Origin of the sequence: Aeromonas sp. QDB31, assembly GCF_027707605.1 — a bacterium.
Lineage (GTDB): Bacteria > Pseudomonadota > Gammaproteobacteria > Enterobacterales > Aeromonadaceae > Aeromonas > Aeromonas media.
Genome location: NZ_JAPCIX010000004.1, coordinates 183,275 through 199,865, shown reverse-complemented (window position 1 = coordinate 199,865; position 16,591 = coordinate 183,275). Strand labels below are relative to the sequence as shown.

Genomic DNA, 16,591 nt, shown 5'->3' with positions numbered 1-16,591 from the left:
CGTTATGGCTATCCCAACCCTGAACAATTACGCCATGCCCAGCCAGTGGAAGGCCAACAAGGTCAACTGGTCTCTGGAACCCAAACGCGCCGCCCTGCTGATCCACGACATGCAGGAGTACTTCACCGCCTTCTATGGCGAAAACAGCCCGCTGATCGCGGCCCTCACCGAGCGCCTGGCCGCCGTGCGCAAGCAGTGCAAGGCCCTCGGCATTCCGGTCTTCTACACCGCCCAGCCCAAGGATCAATCCCCTGAAGATCGCGCCCTGCTCAACGACATGTGGGGCCCGGGGCTCAACAAGCGGCCCGAGCAGCAGCAGGTGGTGGCAGCGCTGCGCCCGGAGCGTGACGACACCGTGCTGGTCAAGTGGCGCTACAGTGCCTTCCAGCGCTCCGAGCTGGAACAGATGCTCAAAGAGCTGGGGCGGGATCAGCTGATCATCGGTGGCATCTACGGCCATATCGGCTGCATGATGACCGCCTGCGACGCCTTCATGCGAGACATCCAGCCCTTCTTCCTGGCGGACGGGGTGGCGGACTTCTCCCAGGCCGACCACCAGATGGCGCTCGACTACGTGGCGACCCGCTGCGGCAAGGTGATCCCCTGCGAGGAGGTGCTGGCCCTCGCCCCGGCTTCTGCTTCTGCCGCCCAGCCCAATCCGCTCCTGACCAATCCGTTGCTGACGTATGAGGGGCTCAAGGCACGGCTGCTGAGCCATATCGACGAGGACGAAGGGGCGTTTGATCCCGACGAGAACCTCATCGACTACGGTCTGGATTCGGTGCGGATCATGGCCCTGCTCACCGAGTGGCGCTCCGCCGGGGTGGAGCTCGGCTTCGTGGATCTCGCCAAGCTGCCGACCCTCAATGGCTGGTGGCGCCTCATCGAGGCCAGGCTGGCAGCCCAGGCGCTGGAGGTGACCCCATGAACCGCTTCCCCTTGACCATCCCCCAGCAGGGGCTCTGGTCCGGTCATCTGCTCAATGACGACAAGGCGATGTTCAACACCGCCGAGTGCATCGCCTTCGACGGCAAGATCGAGGCGGCCGTGCTGGCCGCGGCCCTTGCCAAGGCGGTGGGGGAGTGCGAGGCGCTCAAGGGCCACTTCGAGCAGGATGGGGAGGCAGTTTGCTTCGTCTCGGACGAGGCACAGCTCGCCTATGGCGAGGTGAACCTTGCGAGTGATGACGAGGCCGCCGCCCGTGCCTGGGCCTGGGCCGATCTGCGCCGCCCGTTCGAGCTGACCCAAGAGGCGCCCTGCCGTTTCGCCCTGCTGCGCGGCCCCGGCCGCGATTATCTCTACAGCTGCGTGCACCACATCGCCCTCGACGGCTTTGGCACCACCTTGCTGTTCCAACGCATCGCCGAGCTGTATGCAGAGGGACTGGCCGGTGAGATGGGCTCCCCATCCCCCTTCGGCTCGTTGGCGGAGGTGCTGGCGGAAGAGGCGAGCCGCGAGCAGAGCGGCAAGAACGCCACCGCCCGCGCCTTCTGGCAGGAGCAGCTGCAAGGCTGGCCCGAGGTGAAATCCTTTGGCGAGACCCGTGCCCCCATCGCGGCCGAATTTATCCGCGAGAGCCGCCCGCTGCCGGCGGCGCTCTGGCAATCCCTGACCGGCTTTGCCGACGAGCACAAGCTGGGCTGGCCCGATCTGCTGCTGGCCGGCCTCTCTGCTCAGCTCTCCTTGGCAAGCGGCCAGGGCCAGACCCTGCTCGGCCTGATGATGATGAACCGCATCGGCTCGGCGTCGCTGACCGTGCCCTGCATGCAGATGAACATCACCCCCCTTGCTCTGGAGCTCGAAGAGGGGCTGGATCTGGCGGGGGCTGCCGGCGCCGTGGCCAAGGCCAAGCGCGGGGTGCGCAAACACCAGCACTACCGCTACGAGCTGCTGCGCCGCGACCTTGGCCTGGTGGGAGGAGACAAGCGCCTGTTCGGCCCGCTGGTCAACATCATGCCCTTCGATCACGCCCGCCGGTTTGGCCCCCTCAGTGCCCATATTCTCAACATCAGCGCCGGCCCGGTGGAGGATCTCACTATCGAGGTGCAGGTTGGCGTCGATGGCCAGCCCAGACTGGATCTGGACGCCAACCCGGGCTGCTACCAGCAGGGGGAGCTGGCGGCCATCGCCGATACCCTGTTTGCCCTGCTGGAACGCTGGCTGGCCGAGCCCGCCCAGACCCTGGGGGCGCTCAAGGCCGACTGGCTGGCCGAGCAGCGAGCCATAGCCCTGATCGCCGGCCCCGCCCAGGAAGTGATCAAGGCGCGGCCGGTGCTGGAGGCGCTCTGCCACTTCGCCGCCCAGACCCCGGACAAGATAGCGCTGGAGCAGGGAGAGGTCCGCTTCAGCTACGAGGCGCTGCTGGCCAGATCCGAACAGATGGCGGCCGCCCTGCAGGCCGCAGGCGTCGCCCCCGGCGACAAGGTGGGGGTCATGCTGGCCCGCACCCCCCAGGCCATCTTCGCCCAGCTGGCGGTGCTGCTGGCCGGCGCCGTCTACGTGCCGCTCGATCCAGAGCAGCCGCTGGAGCGCCAAGGCCATATTCTGCGGCTGGGGGAGATCAAGACCCTGATCACTCAGGCCGAGTACCGCCACAAGCTGGCCAGCCTGTTTGAGGGGCGCACGCTCCTGGCGGGAGATCTGGTGAGCATTGATCGGCTCAACCAGCCGGCTGCCGGCCGCGCCGTCGCCTACCTGATGTTTACCTCGGGCTCGACCGGTTTGCCCAAAGGGGTGGCGGTGAGCCACGGCGCGCTGGATCACTTCGCCGCCGCCGCCCGCTGCCGCTACCACCTGGGCGAGGGCGCGCGGATGCTGCAATTCGCCCCCTTCAACTTCGACGCCAGCATCGAGGAGGTGTTCGCCACCCTGAGCGCCGGTGCCACCCTGGTGCTGCGCACCGACGCCCTGCTCGAATCCATGCCCGCCTTTGCGGCCGGGGTGGAGCAGATGGGGATCACCCACCTCGATCTGCCCACCGCGTTCTGGAACGAGTGGGTGGTGGCGCTGACGGCGGGCCAGGCCTACATTCCTGCCAATCTGGCCACCGTCATCATCGGCGGCGAGGCGGTCTACCCCGAGCAGCTGGCCCAGTGGCAGCACCAGGGCCGCTCCGATGTGCGCCTGTTCAACACCTACGGCCCCACCGAGACCACAGTGGTGGTGACCACCCAGGAGCTGCAGCAGGAGGACCCCAGCCAGACCCAGCTGCCCATCGGCCTGCCGCTGCCCGGCATGCAGGCGCTCATTCTGGGGGCGGGGGAGCAACCCGCCAGCGAGGGGGAGCTGGTGCTGCTCGGCCCGCAGCTGGCCAATGGCTATGTGGGGGGCGTGCAAGGGAGCTTTGGCACCCTGCGGATAGGTGGGGAGGAGCTGCCCGTCTATCGCACCGGCGATCGCGTGCGCCTGGTGGCTGGCCGGCTGATCTACCTCGGCCGGCGCGACAACGAATTCAAGATAAGCGGCTATCGCATCCAGCCCGGCGAGGTGGAAGCCCAGCTGCTGGCCCTGCCGGGGGTGGATGAGGCCTGCGTGCAGGGGGTGAGCATCGGCAGCGTGCGCCGACTGGTGGCCTTCGTGGCGGGATCGGAGCGCGACAGCCGGGTCATCAAGGCGCAGCTGGCCAAGGTGCTGCCTGCCGCCATGATCCCCACCGACTATCGCCACTATGACCAGTTGCCCCGCACCGGTTCCAACAAGCTGGATCGCAAGGCCCTGCTGGCCGCCTACCAGGCGGGCGGCGAAGCCCTGACCCTGGGCAGCGAGACCGAGAACCGGGTCGGCGCCATCTGGCAGCAGATCCTGGGGCTCGCCACCATGGCGCCCGCCGACAACTTCTTCGAACTGGGGGGCCAGTCCCTGCAGACCATCCAGATCGTCAACCGGCTCGGCGCCGAGTTCGGGGTGCAGGTCAAGGTCTCCGACGTGTTCGATCACCCTCGCCTCGACGACTTCTGCCGTTTCCTCGACGGTCTGCTTGCCGAGGACGAAGAGAGCGTGGAGATGGTGTGGTGATGAGCAAGGAACAACAAGCAATGGCCTTTGATTTCACTGGCAAGCGGGTCTGGGTGACCGGAGCCGGGCGCGGCATCGGCCGCGAGGTGGCAACGCAGTTCGTGGCAGCCGGCGCCTGTGTGGTGGGGCTGGATCTGGCGTTTCCCGAAGCAGACTACCCCTATGCCACCCGGCTGCTCGATATCGGCGACTCGAAGGCGGTCAACGCCTGCTGCGCAGCGCTGCTGGTGGACGGCGGGCTCGATGTGCTGGTGAACGGGGCCGGAGTGCTGCGCCTCGGTCCTACCGACGCCCTGAGCGATGACGACTGGCACGACTGCATGACGGTCAACGCCAGCGGTGTCTTCTATCTGCTGCGGGCCCTGGTGCCCCACTTCAAGGGGCAGCGGCGCGGTGCCATCGTCACCATCGGCTCCAACGCCGCCCATGTGCCGCGCATGCAGATGGCGGCCTACTGCGCCTCCAAGGCGGCGGTGACCAGCCTGACCCAGACGGTGGGACTGGAGCTGGCCCCCTTCGGTGTGCGTGCCAACCTGGTGTCGCCGGGCTCGACGGATACCCCCATGTTGCGCGGCATGCTGCCAAGCGAGGAGGCCATGGCCCGCACCATTGCCGGGTTGCCGGAGCAGTTCAAGCTCGGCATCCCCCTGCGCAAGGTCGCCACCCCGGCGGAGATCGCCCATACCGTCCTCTTCCTGGCCTCGGATCTGGCCAGCCACATCACGCTGCAGGATCTGGTCGTCGACGGCGGCGCCACCCTGAGTGCCTGAGGCTTGAGAAACAGATGAACAATATGATTTTGCTGTTGAAACAGCTGGAACGGCAGGGCGTCAAGCTGGCGCTGAACGACAAGGGCCAGCTTATCTCCCAGTCGAGCAAGGAGGCGGTGACGCCGGCCATCGGCGCCACCATCAAGGCCCACAAGGATGAGCTGGTGCGCTGCCTGGCGGCCCGTGCCGCCTTCGAGGCCCCTATCGTCGCCGAGGGCGCCTTGCTGGGGCCGCTCTCGTCCTCCCAGAGCGGGCTCTGGTTTATCGAGCAGTACGAGGAGGCCTCCCACCTCTACAACATGCCGGTCTACTTCAGGGTGAGCGGCGAGCTGGACACGGCGGCGCTGGAGTTTGCCTTCGACCACCTGTTTGCCCGCCACCCCAGCATGCGCACCCGCTTCATCAAGGACGAGGCGGGCAGGGGAGCACAGGAGATCCTGCCCCACGCGCCCTTCACGTTGCAGATTGAGGACGTGAGCGCAGAGCCCGCTGCCGAGCGCGAGGCCTATGTAGCCCGCCGGGTGCGCGAGGAGATTGGCCGCCCCTTCTCCCTGACCCAGGGGGGTCTCAGCCGGGTGCATCTGATCCGGCTGGGCAACCGCGAGCACGTGCTGCTGATCACCCAGCACCACATCATCTCCGACGGCTGGTCGGTCAAGAACATGTTCGCGGATCTCAAGCGCGCCTTTCTTGCGCACCAGAACCGCGAGCCCCTGCAGGTGAGCGAACTGCCCCTCACCTACATCGACTATGCCCGCTGGTTCAACTCACCGCGTTTTTTCGATTATCACGCCGAGTTCAAGCCGTTCTGGGTCGACCGGCTCGGTGGCAGCCCCGAGATACACGGTCTGCCGCTCGACAAGCCGCGCCCGGCCCATCAGGACAGCGGCGGCGAGCTGGTCTTCTCCACCATCGACAACGCGCTGTGGGAGAGCTTCAAGCGCCTGTGTCAGCGCCACAGCACCTCCAACTTCATCGGTCTGCACGCCCTGTTTGCCCTGCTGATGGTGCGCCAGAGCGGCGAGAAGGAGGTGGTGATCGGCACCCCGCTCGCCTATCGCGAGCGCCACGAGATCGAGTCGCTGGTGGGCTTTTTTGTCAATACGCTGGTGCTGCGCACTCAACTCAGCGGCAAGCCCAGCTTCGTCGACTATCTGCAGCAGTGCCGGGAGGAGGATCTGGCGGCCTTCGATCACCAGCTCTACCGTTTCGAGGCGCTGGCCGAGGCCATCGGCGCCGATCGCACCACCGCCATCAACCCCATCTTCCAGATCATGCTGGTCTATCAGGCCAAGGTGGACTTCAACGATCTAATCCCCGGCTGCCAGCTGGTGGAGGAGACCTCGCCTGTGTTGCCGGCCAAGACCGACATCTCGGTCAAGGTGACCGAGCTGATGGACTCCGTCAGGGTGGACTGGCTGTTTGCCACCGCATTGTTCGAGCGAGAGACCATTCAGGCTCTTGCCGATCGCCTGCTGCACCTGATGCGCGCCGTGGTGGCTGCCCCCGAGACCGACATCTGGCAGTTGCCGCTGGAGGCGGGCACCGACCAGGCGGCGATGGCCGCACAGCTTGCCGATCTGCCGCCGGACTACCCGAGCCGTGACACCCTGCTCTGTCATATCGAGCGGCGCTCTATTCAGTTGCCGGACGCGCTGGCGGTGAGCGACGGCGCGCAATCGTTGACCTATGGCGAGCTGGAGGTGCGTGCCAACCGGCTGGCCCACTGGTTGCTGGCTTGCGGCGTCACCCCGGGCGCCGCCATCGGCATCCAGGCGAGACGCGATGTCGCCTTCGTGGTTGCCCTGCTCGCCTGCTGGAAGGCGGGGGCGGCTTATGTGCCCCTCGACCCTGCCTATCCCGCCGAGCGGCTGGCCCATATCCTCGGCGATGCATCCATCAGCCTGGTGCTGGGCGGCGTGCCGGACCCGCGGCTTGGCGAGGCGCTGGCGGGCACGACTGCCCAGTATCACAACCTGCACCAGCTGGCGCTGGACAAGATGCCAATCAGCACGCCCGTACTGCCTCGGGACGCCGCCATGCTGGCCCAGATCATCTACACCTCCGGCAGCACCGGCCTGCCCAAGGGGGTCATGGTGGAGCAGGGCAGCCTGGTCAACCTGATGGCGGATCACGGCGATCGCATCGCCCTTGATCAGAATGGCGTCATGTTCAACTGCATGTCCCTCTCGTTTGATGCGGGCAACATGACCAGCTTGCTGCCCCTGTACTGCGGCGCGGCCCTGCACTTCGGCGAGCCGGGCGAGGGGGTGATCAGTGCCGCGATCGCTTGCGGTGCCAGCCATATGATTTTGCCGACCGCCTTGCTCGCCAACCTGCTACCACCGGCGGAACTCGGTTCCCTCAAGGCCATCGGCTTTGGTGGCGAGGCGTGCCCGAGCAGCCTGGTGGATCGCTGGGGGGAGCGGGTGGCGCTGTTCAACATGTACGGCCCGACCGAGTGCACCGTCACCGCGCTCTGCGCGCGGCTCACCCCGGGGGCGCCCATCACCATAGGTCGACCGGTCAACCACCTGAAGGCGTTGATCCTGGACGAGGCGGGCAATCTCTGCCCGGTGGGGGTGCCCGGCGAGCTCTGCCTGGCAGGGCTGGGGCTGGCCCGCGGTTACCTCAATCTGCCGGAGCGCACCCAGGAGGCCTTTATCGAGCTGGCGCTGGCGGAACGTACCCATCGTCTCTATCGCACCGGTGATCGGGCCCTGCTGCGCCGCGATGGCAGCATCCAGTATCTGGGCCGGATAGACGAGCAGATCAAGCTGCGCGGCTATCGTATCGAGCCGGGGGAGATAGAGACCCGGCTCGCCGAATTGTGCCCGGTCATCCGCCAGATCAAGGTAGTAGTGCAGGAGGGTCGTCTGCTCGCTTACGCCTGTTTGCAGGCCGGGGCAAGGGAGCCCGACGGCGACGCCCTGCTGCAGCGGGCCGGCGAGTGCCTGCCCGAATACATGGTGCCGGCGCGCCTCTGCTGGCTGCCCGAGATGCCGCTCACCCCCAACGGCAAGCTGGACTTGCGCCGCCTGCCCGCCATCGTCTGGCAGCAGAGCAAGGGCGAGCCGCAAAACGAACTGGAGCAGACCGTGCTTGCCATCTGGCAAGGGGTGCTCAAGCAACCGCTCGGGGTGGAGGATGACTTCTTCCGCTTAGGAGGTGACTCCATCCTCAGCATCCAGCTCACCACCCGGCTGCGGGATGCGGGGCTGCACTGCAGCGTGAAGGACGTGTTCGAAGCCAAGACGGTGCGCCGCCTCTGCCGCCAGCTCGGCCAGCAGCAGGCCGTCAGCCACAGGAGCGAGCAGGGCAGCCTGACCGGCGAGTTTCCGCTCCACCCCATTCAGCACTGGTTCTTCGAGCAGGGCTTTGCCAAGTCCGGCCACTGGAACCAGGGGGTGATCCTGCGCCTGCCGGCCGGGGTGGACGATGAGGCCCTGCGCGGCTGGCTGGATACCCTGCGCCAGCACCACGATGCCCTGCGCCTGGCGGTGACCCCGACCGGCCAGCGCTATCTGGCCGAACTGCCATTGCCGCCGCTGCCGACCCTGGATGCCGGCAGCCTCGATGAGGCCGAGCTGCAGGCCCGCCTGACCGAGCTGCAGGGAGATCTGGATCCTGCCAGCGGCCATACCCTGGCCTGGGCCCGCCTGCGCAATCTCTCTCTCGAGGGTGTGCGGGAGGGCGAGGGCGAGACGGTGGAGGGGCTCTTCCTCGCCTTCCATCACCTGGTGATCGATGCGGTCTCCTGGCGCATTCTGGCCGAAGATCTGGCACGGGTGAGCAGGGGCGAGCCGCTGCCCGCCAAGGGCAGCAGCTATCGCCAGTGGGGCGAGGGGCTCGCGGCCTACGCCAAACGGGAAGAGGATCAGCTTGGCTTCTGGCTTGCTCAGGGGGAGGCCAGCAAGCCAGGCTTGCTGGAGGAGCGACGCGCCGCCGATGGCCGCGCCGCCGCCAGCCTGCTGCAACTGAGTCAGGAGACCACGGCCCGTCTCATCGACATCGCCAACCAGGCCTACTTCACCCGGGTGCCCGACCTGCTGCTGGCGGCGCTGACCCATACCCTGAGCGAGCAGGGTTACGGCAGCCGTCACTGCGTGATGCTGGAAGGACACGGCCGTGAGGCCATCGATGCGGAACTCGACGTGAGCCGTACCCTCGGCTGGTTCACCAGCACATACCCGCTGGCGCTGGCGGATGCCAAGGAGTGGGATGCGCTGGTCTGCGCCACCAAGGAGCAGCTGCGCGCCGTGCCGGACAAGGGGGTGGGCTTCAACGCCCTGAGGTTGCACCATCCCCGCGGGCAAGAACTGCCCCAGGCCCTTGTCGTCTTCAACTACCTGGGGGTCAGCCATCAGGGCGTTGCAAGTCAAGCCTGGCAGCCCCTGCCGCTGGCGCCGGGGGCACCCACGTCCCCTGACAACCTGCCGCGGGAGCTGGTCAGCCTGCACGGGGGCGTGTTTGATGGCCGCCTCACCCTGCGTCAGGTGGGCGCCCTCAACCAGCAAGGGAGCGACGCCCTGATGGCACGGCTGGCGGACAACCTGACGGCGCTGGTGGAGCACTGCTGCACGGTGAAGGCTCCGCGCCATACCCCGAGCGACTTCCCGGGGCTTGGCCTCTCGCAAGCCGCGCTCGATCGGGTGCTGAACGGGCGCGAGGTGGAGACCCTGCTGCCCATGACATCGCTTCAGCAGAGCATGTTCCATCACAGGGCGCTGGCGCCCCGGGATCACGCCTATCACCTGCAGACCGAGATCGACTATCACCAGCCGCTGGACGTGGCGGTCTACCGTCAGGCCTGGCAGGGGCAGATCGCCCTTTGGCCGGCCCTTCGCAGCGAACTGGTGCTGGCGGATGGGGTGGCGCTGCAGCGCATCCTCAAGCACGCCGAGTTGCCATTCCACTATGAGGACTTGTCTGAAGTGGAAAATGCAGAGACACGGGTCCAGGCCTATCGCCAGCAGGATCTGGCCCGCCCGATCCCGCTCGAGCAGGCGCCCCTGCTGCGCCTTGCCTGCTTCAAATTGGCCCCCGATCACCACAAGGTGATCTTCAGCGCCCATCACAGCGTGCTGGATGGCTGGAGCGGTCCCGTGTTGCTGGGTTCCCTGCATCGCGGCTATCAGGCGCTGATGAACGGCCTGTTGCCGCAGGGCGAACCGGATACCGCCTGGCTCGAATTTGGCCGCCATATCGTGAGCCAAGCCCGCAGCGCCGAGACCTACTGGCAGGGGCGGGGCGAGCTCTTGGCAACGCCTAACGATCTCGCCTGCCTGTTCGGGGTGACGCTGGACGCTAGCTCAAGCGGGCGCCATACCCAGCTGCGACCGGCGGTGTGCGCCACGGCGCTGCCGGCCGAGGTGGCAACCTTGCTCGCGAGCCGTGCCCGCGACCTTGGCGTGACTGCGGGCCTGTTGGCCCAATATGCCTGGCACCGTCTGCTGGCACGCCGCTCTGGCGATGCCGTCACCCTGGTGGGCAACGTGACCCCGGGCCGGGATTACCCCATCGAGGGGATCACCGCGAGCGTCGGGCTCTACATCAACAGCCTGCCGTTGGCGCTGGCCTGGCGCACCGAGCTGACCCTGGCCGAGCATATCGCCCAGTTGCAGACCGACCTGATGGCGCTCAATGAGCACGACACCCAGTCGCTGGCGGCACTGACCAAAGGCCGGGCGCGTCTGTTCCAGAGTCTGTTCGTGTTCGAGAACTACCCTATGCCGGCGGCCCCTGTCGCCCCCGAACCCCATCAGCTGGTGCCGCGCTTTGGCACCGTGGTGGAGAAGGTGGAGCTGCCGCTCTCCTTGGTGGTCAGCAGCCGGGGCGAGACGCTCCAGCTGCGCCTCGAATTCGACGGCGAGCAGATCCCCGAGGCCCGGGCCGAGGCGGTGCTGGCTGACTGGCTGGCCGAGCTCGACTGGCTGGCGCAGGCGGATCTGAGCCAGCCGGCCAGAGTGGCGGCGGCCGCGCCGTTCCCAGTGAGGGCGCAAGTGGCCGCCACCAAGGCTGATGAACCTGGCCTGGCTCAGCCGCCGGCCGAGGCCCGCAGGCTGGTGGCCCTGTGGGAGCGCCTGTGCGGCGTGCCCGGCATCTGGCAGCAGACCCTGTGTGAACTCGGGGTGGATTCGGTGCAGCAGCTCGCCCTGCTGGCGGCCCTCAACGAGGCGTTTGGCCAGGATCGGGCGTCGCTCACCCTGCAGACGCTCAAGGCCCACCCATCACCCAGCCGGCTCTATCGGCATTGGCTGGTGCGCCAAACGGAGGCCGCACTATGACGGTGACCATCAAGCATGAGGCTTCGCTCGTGCAAACCCGGCTTGCCCCCCGTGAGGGGGCGGCCAACCTGGGCGCGCGGCTGGCGGCATGTCTGGCCGCCACCCCGCTGGCCCCCGCCATCCGTATGGGCGTGGGCATGAGTGTGGAAATGGCAGAGATCCGTGACGGTGCAACCGCAGGGCAGTGGCTCAGCTACGGCGCCCTCAATGCAAGGGTCGGCCAGATTGCCGCCCGCCTGCAGGGGCTGGCGGTGGGAGAGCGGGTCGGCCTCTATCTCTCCCGCAGCCCGGATCTGGTGGCCAGCCTGCTGGCCTGCCTGCGGCTCGGCCTCTGCTTCGTGCCGCTGGAGCCGGACTTTCCCCTGGAGCGGCTGCAGGGGATAGCCCGCCAGGCCAGGCTCTCGGCGGTGATCTGCGATGAGGAGGCGGGGACCCCGGACTTCGGTTGCCCCCTGCGTCCCCTCAAGGGGCCGGCCCCCGGCGGGGCTCTCTCCTGGCCCAGGGTGGACGACGCCCTGGCTGCCTACATGATGTTCACCTCGGGCTCCACCGGCGAGCCCAAGGGGGTGGTCATCAGCCGGCGGGCCCTGCTCTGCTTCCTCGACGGGATCCGCGATCGGCTCGGGCTTTCACCTGGCTGCCACTGGCTCTTCATCACCACCCCGGCCTTCGACATCTCCCTGCTGGAGATGCTGGGGCCGCTCTGGGGCGGGGGCCGGTTGACGGTGGCCGGCGGCGAGCACAACAAGGATCCGCTGGGGATGCTGGCGCTGCTCGAGGGCGACCCCTCCATCAACTGGCTGCAGGCCACCCCGGCCTGCTGGCGCATGCTGCTCAAGGCCGGCTGGCAGGGACGCAATACCCTCACCGCCCTGTGCGGCGGCGAGGCGCTGGACCCAGGTCTGGCCGAGCAGCTCTGTGCCCGCACCCGGCGGCTGTGGAACTGCTACGGGCCCACCGAGGCCACCGTCTGGTCCCTGGTGAGCGAGGTGCGCTGGCCACCGGCTGGGGGCCAGATCACCATCAGCCACAGCCTGCCCGGCTATCGGCACTGGGTGCTGGACGAGGCGGGGCTGCCGGTGGCGGAGGGGGAGTGCGGCGAGCTCTGCATCGAGAGCCCGGCCCTGTGCGAGGGGTACTGGCGCAAGCCGGCCTTGACCAGCGCCGCCTTCCTGCGCCTTGCCACCCATCGCCTCTATCGCACCGGCGATCGGGTGCGCCGGCTGGGGGCGGACCGCTTCCTCTATCTGGGGCGGCGCGATGATCAGGTCAAGCTGCGGGGCTTTCGCATCGAGCTCGGCGAGGTGGAGGCGGGACTGCGCCGCCAGGCAGGGGTGCAGGAGGCAGCGGTGCGTCTGGTGGGTGAGGGGGACGAGGCCATGCTGGTGGGCTACGTGGAGGTGAAAAGCGGGGTGACCCTCAATCGCCTCGCCCTGCGCAAGGGGCTGCAGGCGACGCTGCCGCACTACATGGTGCCGGCGCGGCTCATCCTGCTGGATGCCCTGCCCAAGACCGGCAGCGGCAAACTGGACAGAAAGGCGCTGCCCCTGCCGGAGTAGCATTGCCCGTTGCTCGCAAGCGTTGATAAACAAAGAAGCCCGCATGATGCGGGCTTCTTGTTGGCAGTCAACCGAGATGGGGATCAGTGCGCGATGGGGGCCGCGTCCGGCTTGGTGAGCAGCTGCTCGACGTCGTCGATCACCTTGAGGGCCGCCTGGGGGCCGCCGGTGGAGGTCCACAGCGATCCGTCCACGGCGCCGAAGCGCTTGCCCTTGATGGCGCCAAGCTGCTGGAAGGCCGGGGTCTGCTCGGCCTGCTTCATGGCATCCACCGCATCGCCGCTGGTGCTGAGGGTGCCGACCACCAGCCAGCCACCGTCCAGCAGGTTGAGGGATTCGAGACTCAGGGCCGGGGAGTGGGGGCTCTTGTCGCCGATCTGGTGGGCCGGGCGAGCCAGCCCCATCTCGGTGACCACGCTGCTGGCGAAGGTGCCGCCATGCATGTAGCTAGGCCCCTTGGGGTTCCAGCGCACTATGCTCACCTGCTCCCCCTGGTGCTTGGCGAGCTTGCTGCGGGCCTCTGCCAGGCGGGCGTCATACCGGGCGAGGAAGGCCTTGGCCTCGGCCTCCTTGTTCATCACATTGGCGCTGCGGTTGAACACGGTTTTCCAGGGCTCGCCCCAGTTGCCGGTGACGACGGTGGGGGCTATCTCCTTGAGCAGGGCCAGGAGTTCGGGCTTGGTCTGGCCGGTGAGAATGAGATCCGGTTCGAGGTCTATCAGCTTCTCCAGATTGGGGTTGTCCAGATCCCCGACCACCTGGATCTCCTTGCCCGCCTTGTCCAGCAAATAGCGGGGCAGGGTGGACTGGCCGCGACCGTTGACTGTGCCGACCGGTTGCACCCCCAGGGTCAGGGCGCTGTCGAGATCGAGCTCGCTCAGCACCACGACCCGCCGGGGCGCATCGGGGACGGTCTGGGACTGGCCGTTGGCATCGAGCACCTGGCGGCTGCCTGCCTGGGCCTGAAAGCCGACCAGGCTGGCCAGCATGAGCGCGGCGGCCAGGGGGGAGAAGATCTTCATGGTTACATCCTTAATGGGTGAAATCGGCGGTACTCTTGGCCCATGCAGGGCGGCCCCTGTGGGGTGTGCCTGCCAGTCAGCCTAAAACCGGGGTCCAAATGGGCGGGGACATGCTACCACAGAAGCGCAAGTGAGAAACATTGTCATTTGTATTTGTGGTGTCTGCCCTGGGGATTTTGTTACCATGAGGCGCCATTGCGAGGAGCTCAGATGCCCCCCTTATCCCCTCTCACCTCCTTCCTTTTGCAACGGGATCGCCTGCTGCTGCCGGGTACGCCCCCCTTGACCCTGCATCGCATCTGTTTCGATGCCGCTGCCTTTACCCCCGCCTGCTTCGCGGCCCACGGCATGGCGCTGCCCGCCAGCCTGCAGCATGCGGCCCCCAAGCGGCTGGGGGAGTTTCTGGCGGGGCGCCTCGCGGCCCGCGAGGCCCTGCGCCCCTTTGGCCTTGCGGGGAATGGGGTGGCCATCGGGAGCGCCCGCGAGCCCCTCTGGCCTTTGGGAATGGAGGGGAGCATCAGCCACAGCCAGCTGGCGGGGCAGGGGGTGGCGCTGTGCGGGGTACGCCCCGCACAGGGGGGAATGGGGCTGGATCTGGAGGCCTGGCTGGGGCCGGAGCAGGGGAGTCAGCTCTGGCCCGGCATCGTCGATGAGGATGAGTGGGGACGACTGGAGGCCGGAGCCCGCGCGCTCGGGCTGGACAGGGCCAGAGGGCTGACCCTGGTGTTTTCCGCCAAGGAGAGCCTGTTCAAGGCGCTCCATCCCAGGGTGGGGCGCTACTTCGACTTTCTCGATGCCCGCTGGCTGGGGATGACGGCCCAGAGCCTCACCCTGGAGCTGAAGGTCCCGCTGACGCCGACCCTGCCGGCCGGCTGGCGCTGTACCCTGCACTGGCAGCCGCTGGCGGGGGGCGTGCTCACCAGCCTGCTGCTGTGAGCGGCGCCCGGGCTCTCGCGGCACGGCACTGCCCAGACAAAGAAACCGCCATCAGGCGGTTTCTTGCTATCCGGCTCAGGCCGACTGCGCATGGTCGACGCGCCTGCGGGGCACTATGACGGGGGCACCGTCGCCGGGGGCGTGCAGTATGTCCACGTCTGTCTGGTAGAGCCGATCGATGAGGGACTTGGTCACCACCTCCCGGGCCGGGCCCATGGCCTGGATGCCGCCATCCCCCAGGGCAATCAGCTCGTCGCAGTAGCGGGCGGCGGTGGCGAGATCGTGGATGACGATGAGCACCGTCTTGCCCTCGGCGGCGACCCTGTGGATGGCCTCCATCACCTCGGTCTGGTGGCCTATGTCCAGGGCGCTGGTGGGCTCGTCCAGCAAGATGAGATCCGCATCCTGGGCCAGCACCATGGCGAGCCAGACCCGCTGGGCCTGGCCGCCGGAGAGGGAGCTGGCGCTCTGCTGCCAGATGGCATCGAGCTGCATCCGCTCCCTGGCCCAGCCCACCATGCGGGCGTCCTCCTCGCTCCACTGGGTGAACCAGCCCTGATGGGGATGGCGGCCATATTGCACCAGCTGCTCGACCCGGATGCCGGGCGGCACCAGGGGGCGCTGGGGCAGGTAGGCCAGCTCCCGGGCCAGGGCCTTCATGCCATAGCTCCCCAGGGGCTTGCCCTTGAGCAGTATCTCCCCGGACTGGGGCTGCTCCTGGCCCGCCAGCAGTTTGAGCAGGGTGGACTTGCCGCCCCCGTTGGGGCCGACGATGCCCACCAGCTTGCCCTGGGGGATGGAGAGGGAGATCTCCTTGAAGATGGCCTTGTGCTGATAGCCGAAATGGAGTCGATTCACGGTGAGCGTCATCAGGCGGCCCTCGGTCTGTCTTGGAAATGGATGAATGGCATGGTCAGTCCGCCCGTTGTCTGTCTTTGATCAGGATGAACAGCAGCAGCAGGCCGCCGAGAATGCGGGTCATGATGCCGGTGGCCACCTCATGGGGGCTGGCCAGCACCCGCACCAGGGTGTCGCTGGCGAGCAGCATCAGGGCGCCGCACAGGGCCGCAATCCAGAGCGGTACTATGCGATCCCGGGAGAGCCAGGAGGCGAGTATGGGGGCCGCCATGGCGATGAAGACCACGGGGCCGCCGATGGCGGTGCCAAGGGCCGCGACTATGATCGCCTGGGCCAGCACCCCGAGCTGCACCCGGTTCACGTTCACCCCCAGGGTTTTGGCGGTGACGGGGCCGAGACGCAGCACGCCGAGGGCGCGGGAGAGATAGATGACCCAGGGGCAGACCAGCAGGATGAGTATCCCCACCGGCAGCACAGTGCCGTAGCCCTGGCCGACGAAGTTGCCCATGTTCCAGAGATAAAGGCTGGTGAGGTGCACCAGGGACTGGGTGGACATGGCGAACTGGCCGATGGCGTTCATCAGCTCGGAGACGCCGATGCCGATCACCACGAACAGATAGCCCTGCTCCCCCGGCTTGTTGCACAGGGCATAGAGCACGGCGGCGGCAAACAGGGCGCCGAAGGGGGCGGCCCACCAGGGCCAGCTGCCGAGGGTCAGGTAGAGGGAGAAGATGATGATGGCAAGGGACGCCCCCTCGTTGACCCCTATCATGTCCGGGGTGGCGAGGCGGTTGCGGACCAGGGTCTGCACCAGGCAGCCGGAGAGGCCCATGGCGGCACCGGCCACCAGCACGGCGACGATGCGCGGCAGCCGGATCTTGAACACTGTCACCTGGTCGAGCCGGCTCCCCTCTCCAAGCAGTGTCTGGATCACCCCCGGCATGGTGATCTTGCCTGAGCCCAGGGTCAGGGCCAGCAGGGAGAGCAGGATGAGGGCGAGCACCAGCGCCAGGGTGACGAGCCAGGCGCGGCGCTCCAGCAGCAGGGTGCGGCGGCCGAGGCGCAAGAGCAGGGTGCCGGTGGGGAGTGAGGTCCCGGACAGGGAGCCCGTCAGGGTGTCATTCATGGGGTTGTTCATGGGAGGG

The 16,591-nt window shown here is 67.5% G+C and carries 9 protein-coding genes; 6 read left to right on the top strand and 3 right to left on the bottom strand.

Features of this window, described 5'->3' with window-relative positions; genetic code table 11:
* The first annotated feature begins 4 nt into the window (after nt 1-4).
* The 5 genes from amoB to amoH are packed head-to-tail and all read left to right on the top strand — an operon-like array spanning nt 5 to nt 12,630.
* Nucleotides 5-928: an amonabactin biosynthesis bifunctional protein AmoB gene (gene amoB, locus PG898_RS06205; RefSeq protein WP_043132319.1), complete on the top strand. Its 924-nt coding sequence runs from the start codon at nt 5-7 to the stop codon at nt 926-928.
* Nucleotides 925-4,014: an amonabactin biosynthesis non-ribosomal peptide synthetase AmoF gene (gene amoF / locus PG898_RS06200; RefSeq protein ID WP_043132316.1), complete on the top strand. Its 3,090-nt coding sequence runs from the start codon at nt 925-927 to the stop codon at nt 4,012-4,014. Before amoB ends, amoF begins: the two co-directional genes overlap by 4 nt.
* 20 nt (nt 4,015-4,034) lie before the next feature.
* Entirely contained in the window at nt 4,035-4,784 is a 750-nt protein-coding gene (gene amoA, locus PG898_RS06195; protein ID WP_043132314.1) for an amonabactin biosynthesis protein AmoA, read from the top strand.
* Nucleotides 4,785-4,798: 14 nt separating this feature from the next.
* Entirely contained in the window at nt 4,799-11,071 is a 6,273-nt protein-coding gene (gene amoG / locus PG898_RS06190; protein WP_043132312.1) for an amonabactin biosynthesis non-ribosomal peptide synthetase AmoG, read from the top strand.
* Nucleotides 11,068-12,630, top strand: a complete 1,563-nt coding sequence (gene amoH / locus PG898_RS06185; protein ID WP_042648507.1) for an amonabactin biosynthesis glycine adenylation protein AmoH — start codon at nt 11,068-11,070, stop codon at nt 12,628-12,630. Before amoG ends, amoH begins: the two co-directional genes overlap by 4 nt.
* A gap of 83 nt (nt 12,631-12,713) precedes the next feature.
* On the opposite strand, the gene PG898_RS06180 is transcribed toward amoH, so the two are convergent.
* Entirely contained in the window at nt 12,714-13,652 is a 939-nt protein-coding gene (locus tag PG898_RS06180; RefSeq protein WP_043132310.1) for an ABC transporter substrate-binding protein, read from the bottom strand.
* 210 nt (nt 13,653-13,862) lie between these two features.
* On the opposite strand from PG898_RS06180, the gene PG898_RS06175 reads away from it, so the two are divergent.
* On the top strand, nt 13,863-14,588 hold the full coding sequence (locus PG898_RS06175) for a 4'-phosphopantetheinyl transferase family protein (protein WP_043132308.1): 726 nt from the start codon (nt 13,863-13,865) through the stop codon (nt 14,586-14,588).
* Nucleotides 14,589-14,663: 75 nt separating this feature from the next.
* Here PG898_RS06175 and PG898_RS06170 read toward each other — a convergent pair whose 3' ends face one another.
* On the bottom strand, nt 14,664-15,458 hold the full coding sequence (locus PG898_RS06170; protein ID WP_041205522.1) for an amonabactin ABC transporter ATP-binding protein: 795 nt from the start codon (nt 15,456-15,458) through the stop codon (nt 14,664-14,666).
* 43 nt (nt 15,459-15,501) lie between these two features.
* Nucleotides 15,502-16,584, bottom strand: a complete 1,083-nt coding sequence (locus PG898_RS06165; protein ID WP_043132298.1) for an amonabactin ABC transporter permease subunit 1 — start codon at nt 16,582-16,584, stop codon at nt 15,502-15,504.
* Nucleotides 16,585-16,591: the final 7 nt, after the last annotated feature.

Coding starts and splice junctions, on each gene's coding strand:
- amoB (WP_043132319.1), top strand. CDS start 5: ATGGCTATCCCAACCCTGAACAATTACGCCATGCCCAGCCAGTGGAAG.
- amoF (WP_043132316.1), top strand. CDS start 925: ATGAACCGCTTCCCCTTGACCATCCCCCAGCAGGGGCTCTGGTCCGGT.
- amoA (WP_043132314.1), top strand. CDS start 4,035: ATGGCCTTTGATTTCACTGGCAAGCGGGTCTGGGTGACCGGAGCCGGG.
- amoG (WP_043132312.1), top strand. CDS start 4,799: ATGAACAATATGATTTTGCTGTTGAAACAGCTGGAACGGCAGGGCGTC.
- amoH (WP_042648507.1), top strand. CDS start 11,068: ATGACGGTGACCATCAAGCATGAGGCTTCGCTCGTGCAAACCCGGCTT.
- PG898_RS06180 (WP_043132310.1), bottom strand. CDS start 13,652: ATGAAGATCTTCTCCCCCCTGGCCGCCGCGCTCATGCTGGCCAGCCTG.
- PG898_RS06175 (WP_043132308.1), top strand. CDS start 13,863: ATGCCCCCCTTATCCCCTCTCACCTCCTTCCTTTTGCAACGGGATCGC.
- PG898_RS06170 (WP_041205522.1), bottom strand. CDS start 15,458: ATGACGCTCACCGTGAATCGACTCCATTTCGGCTATCAGCACAAGGCC.
- PG898_RS06165 (WP_043132298.1), bottom strand. CDS start 16,584: ATGAACAACCCCATGAATGACACCCTGACGGGCTCCCTGTCCGGGACC.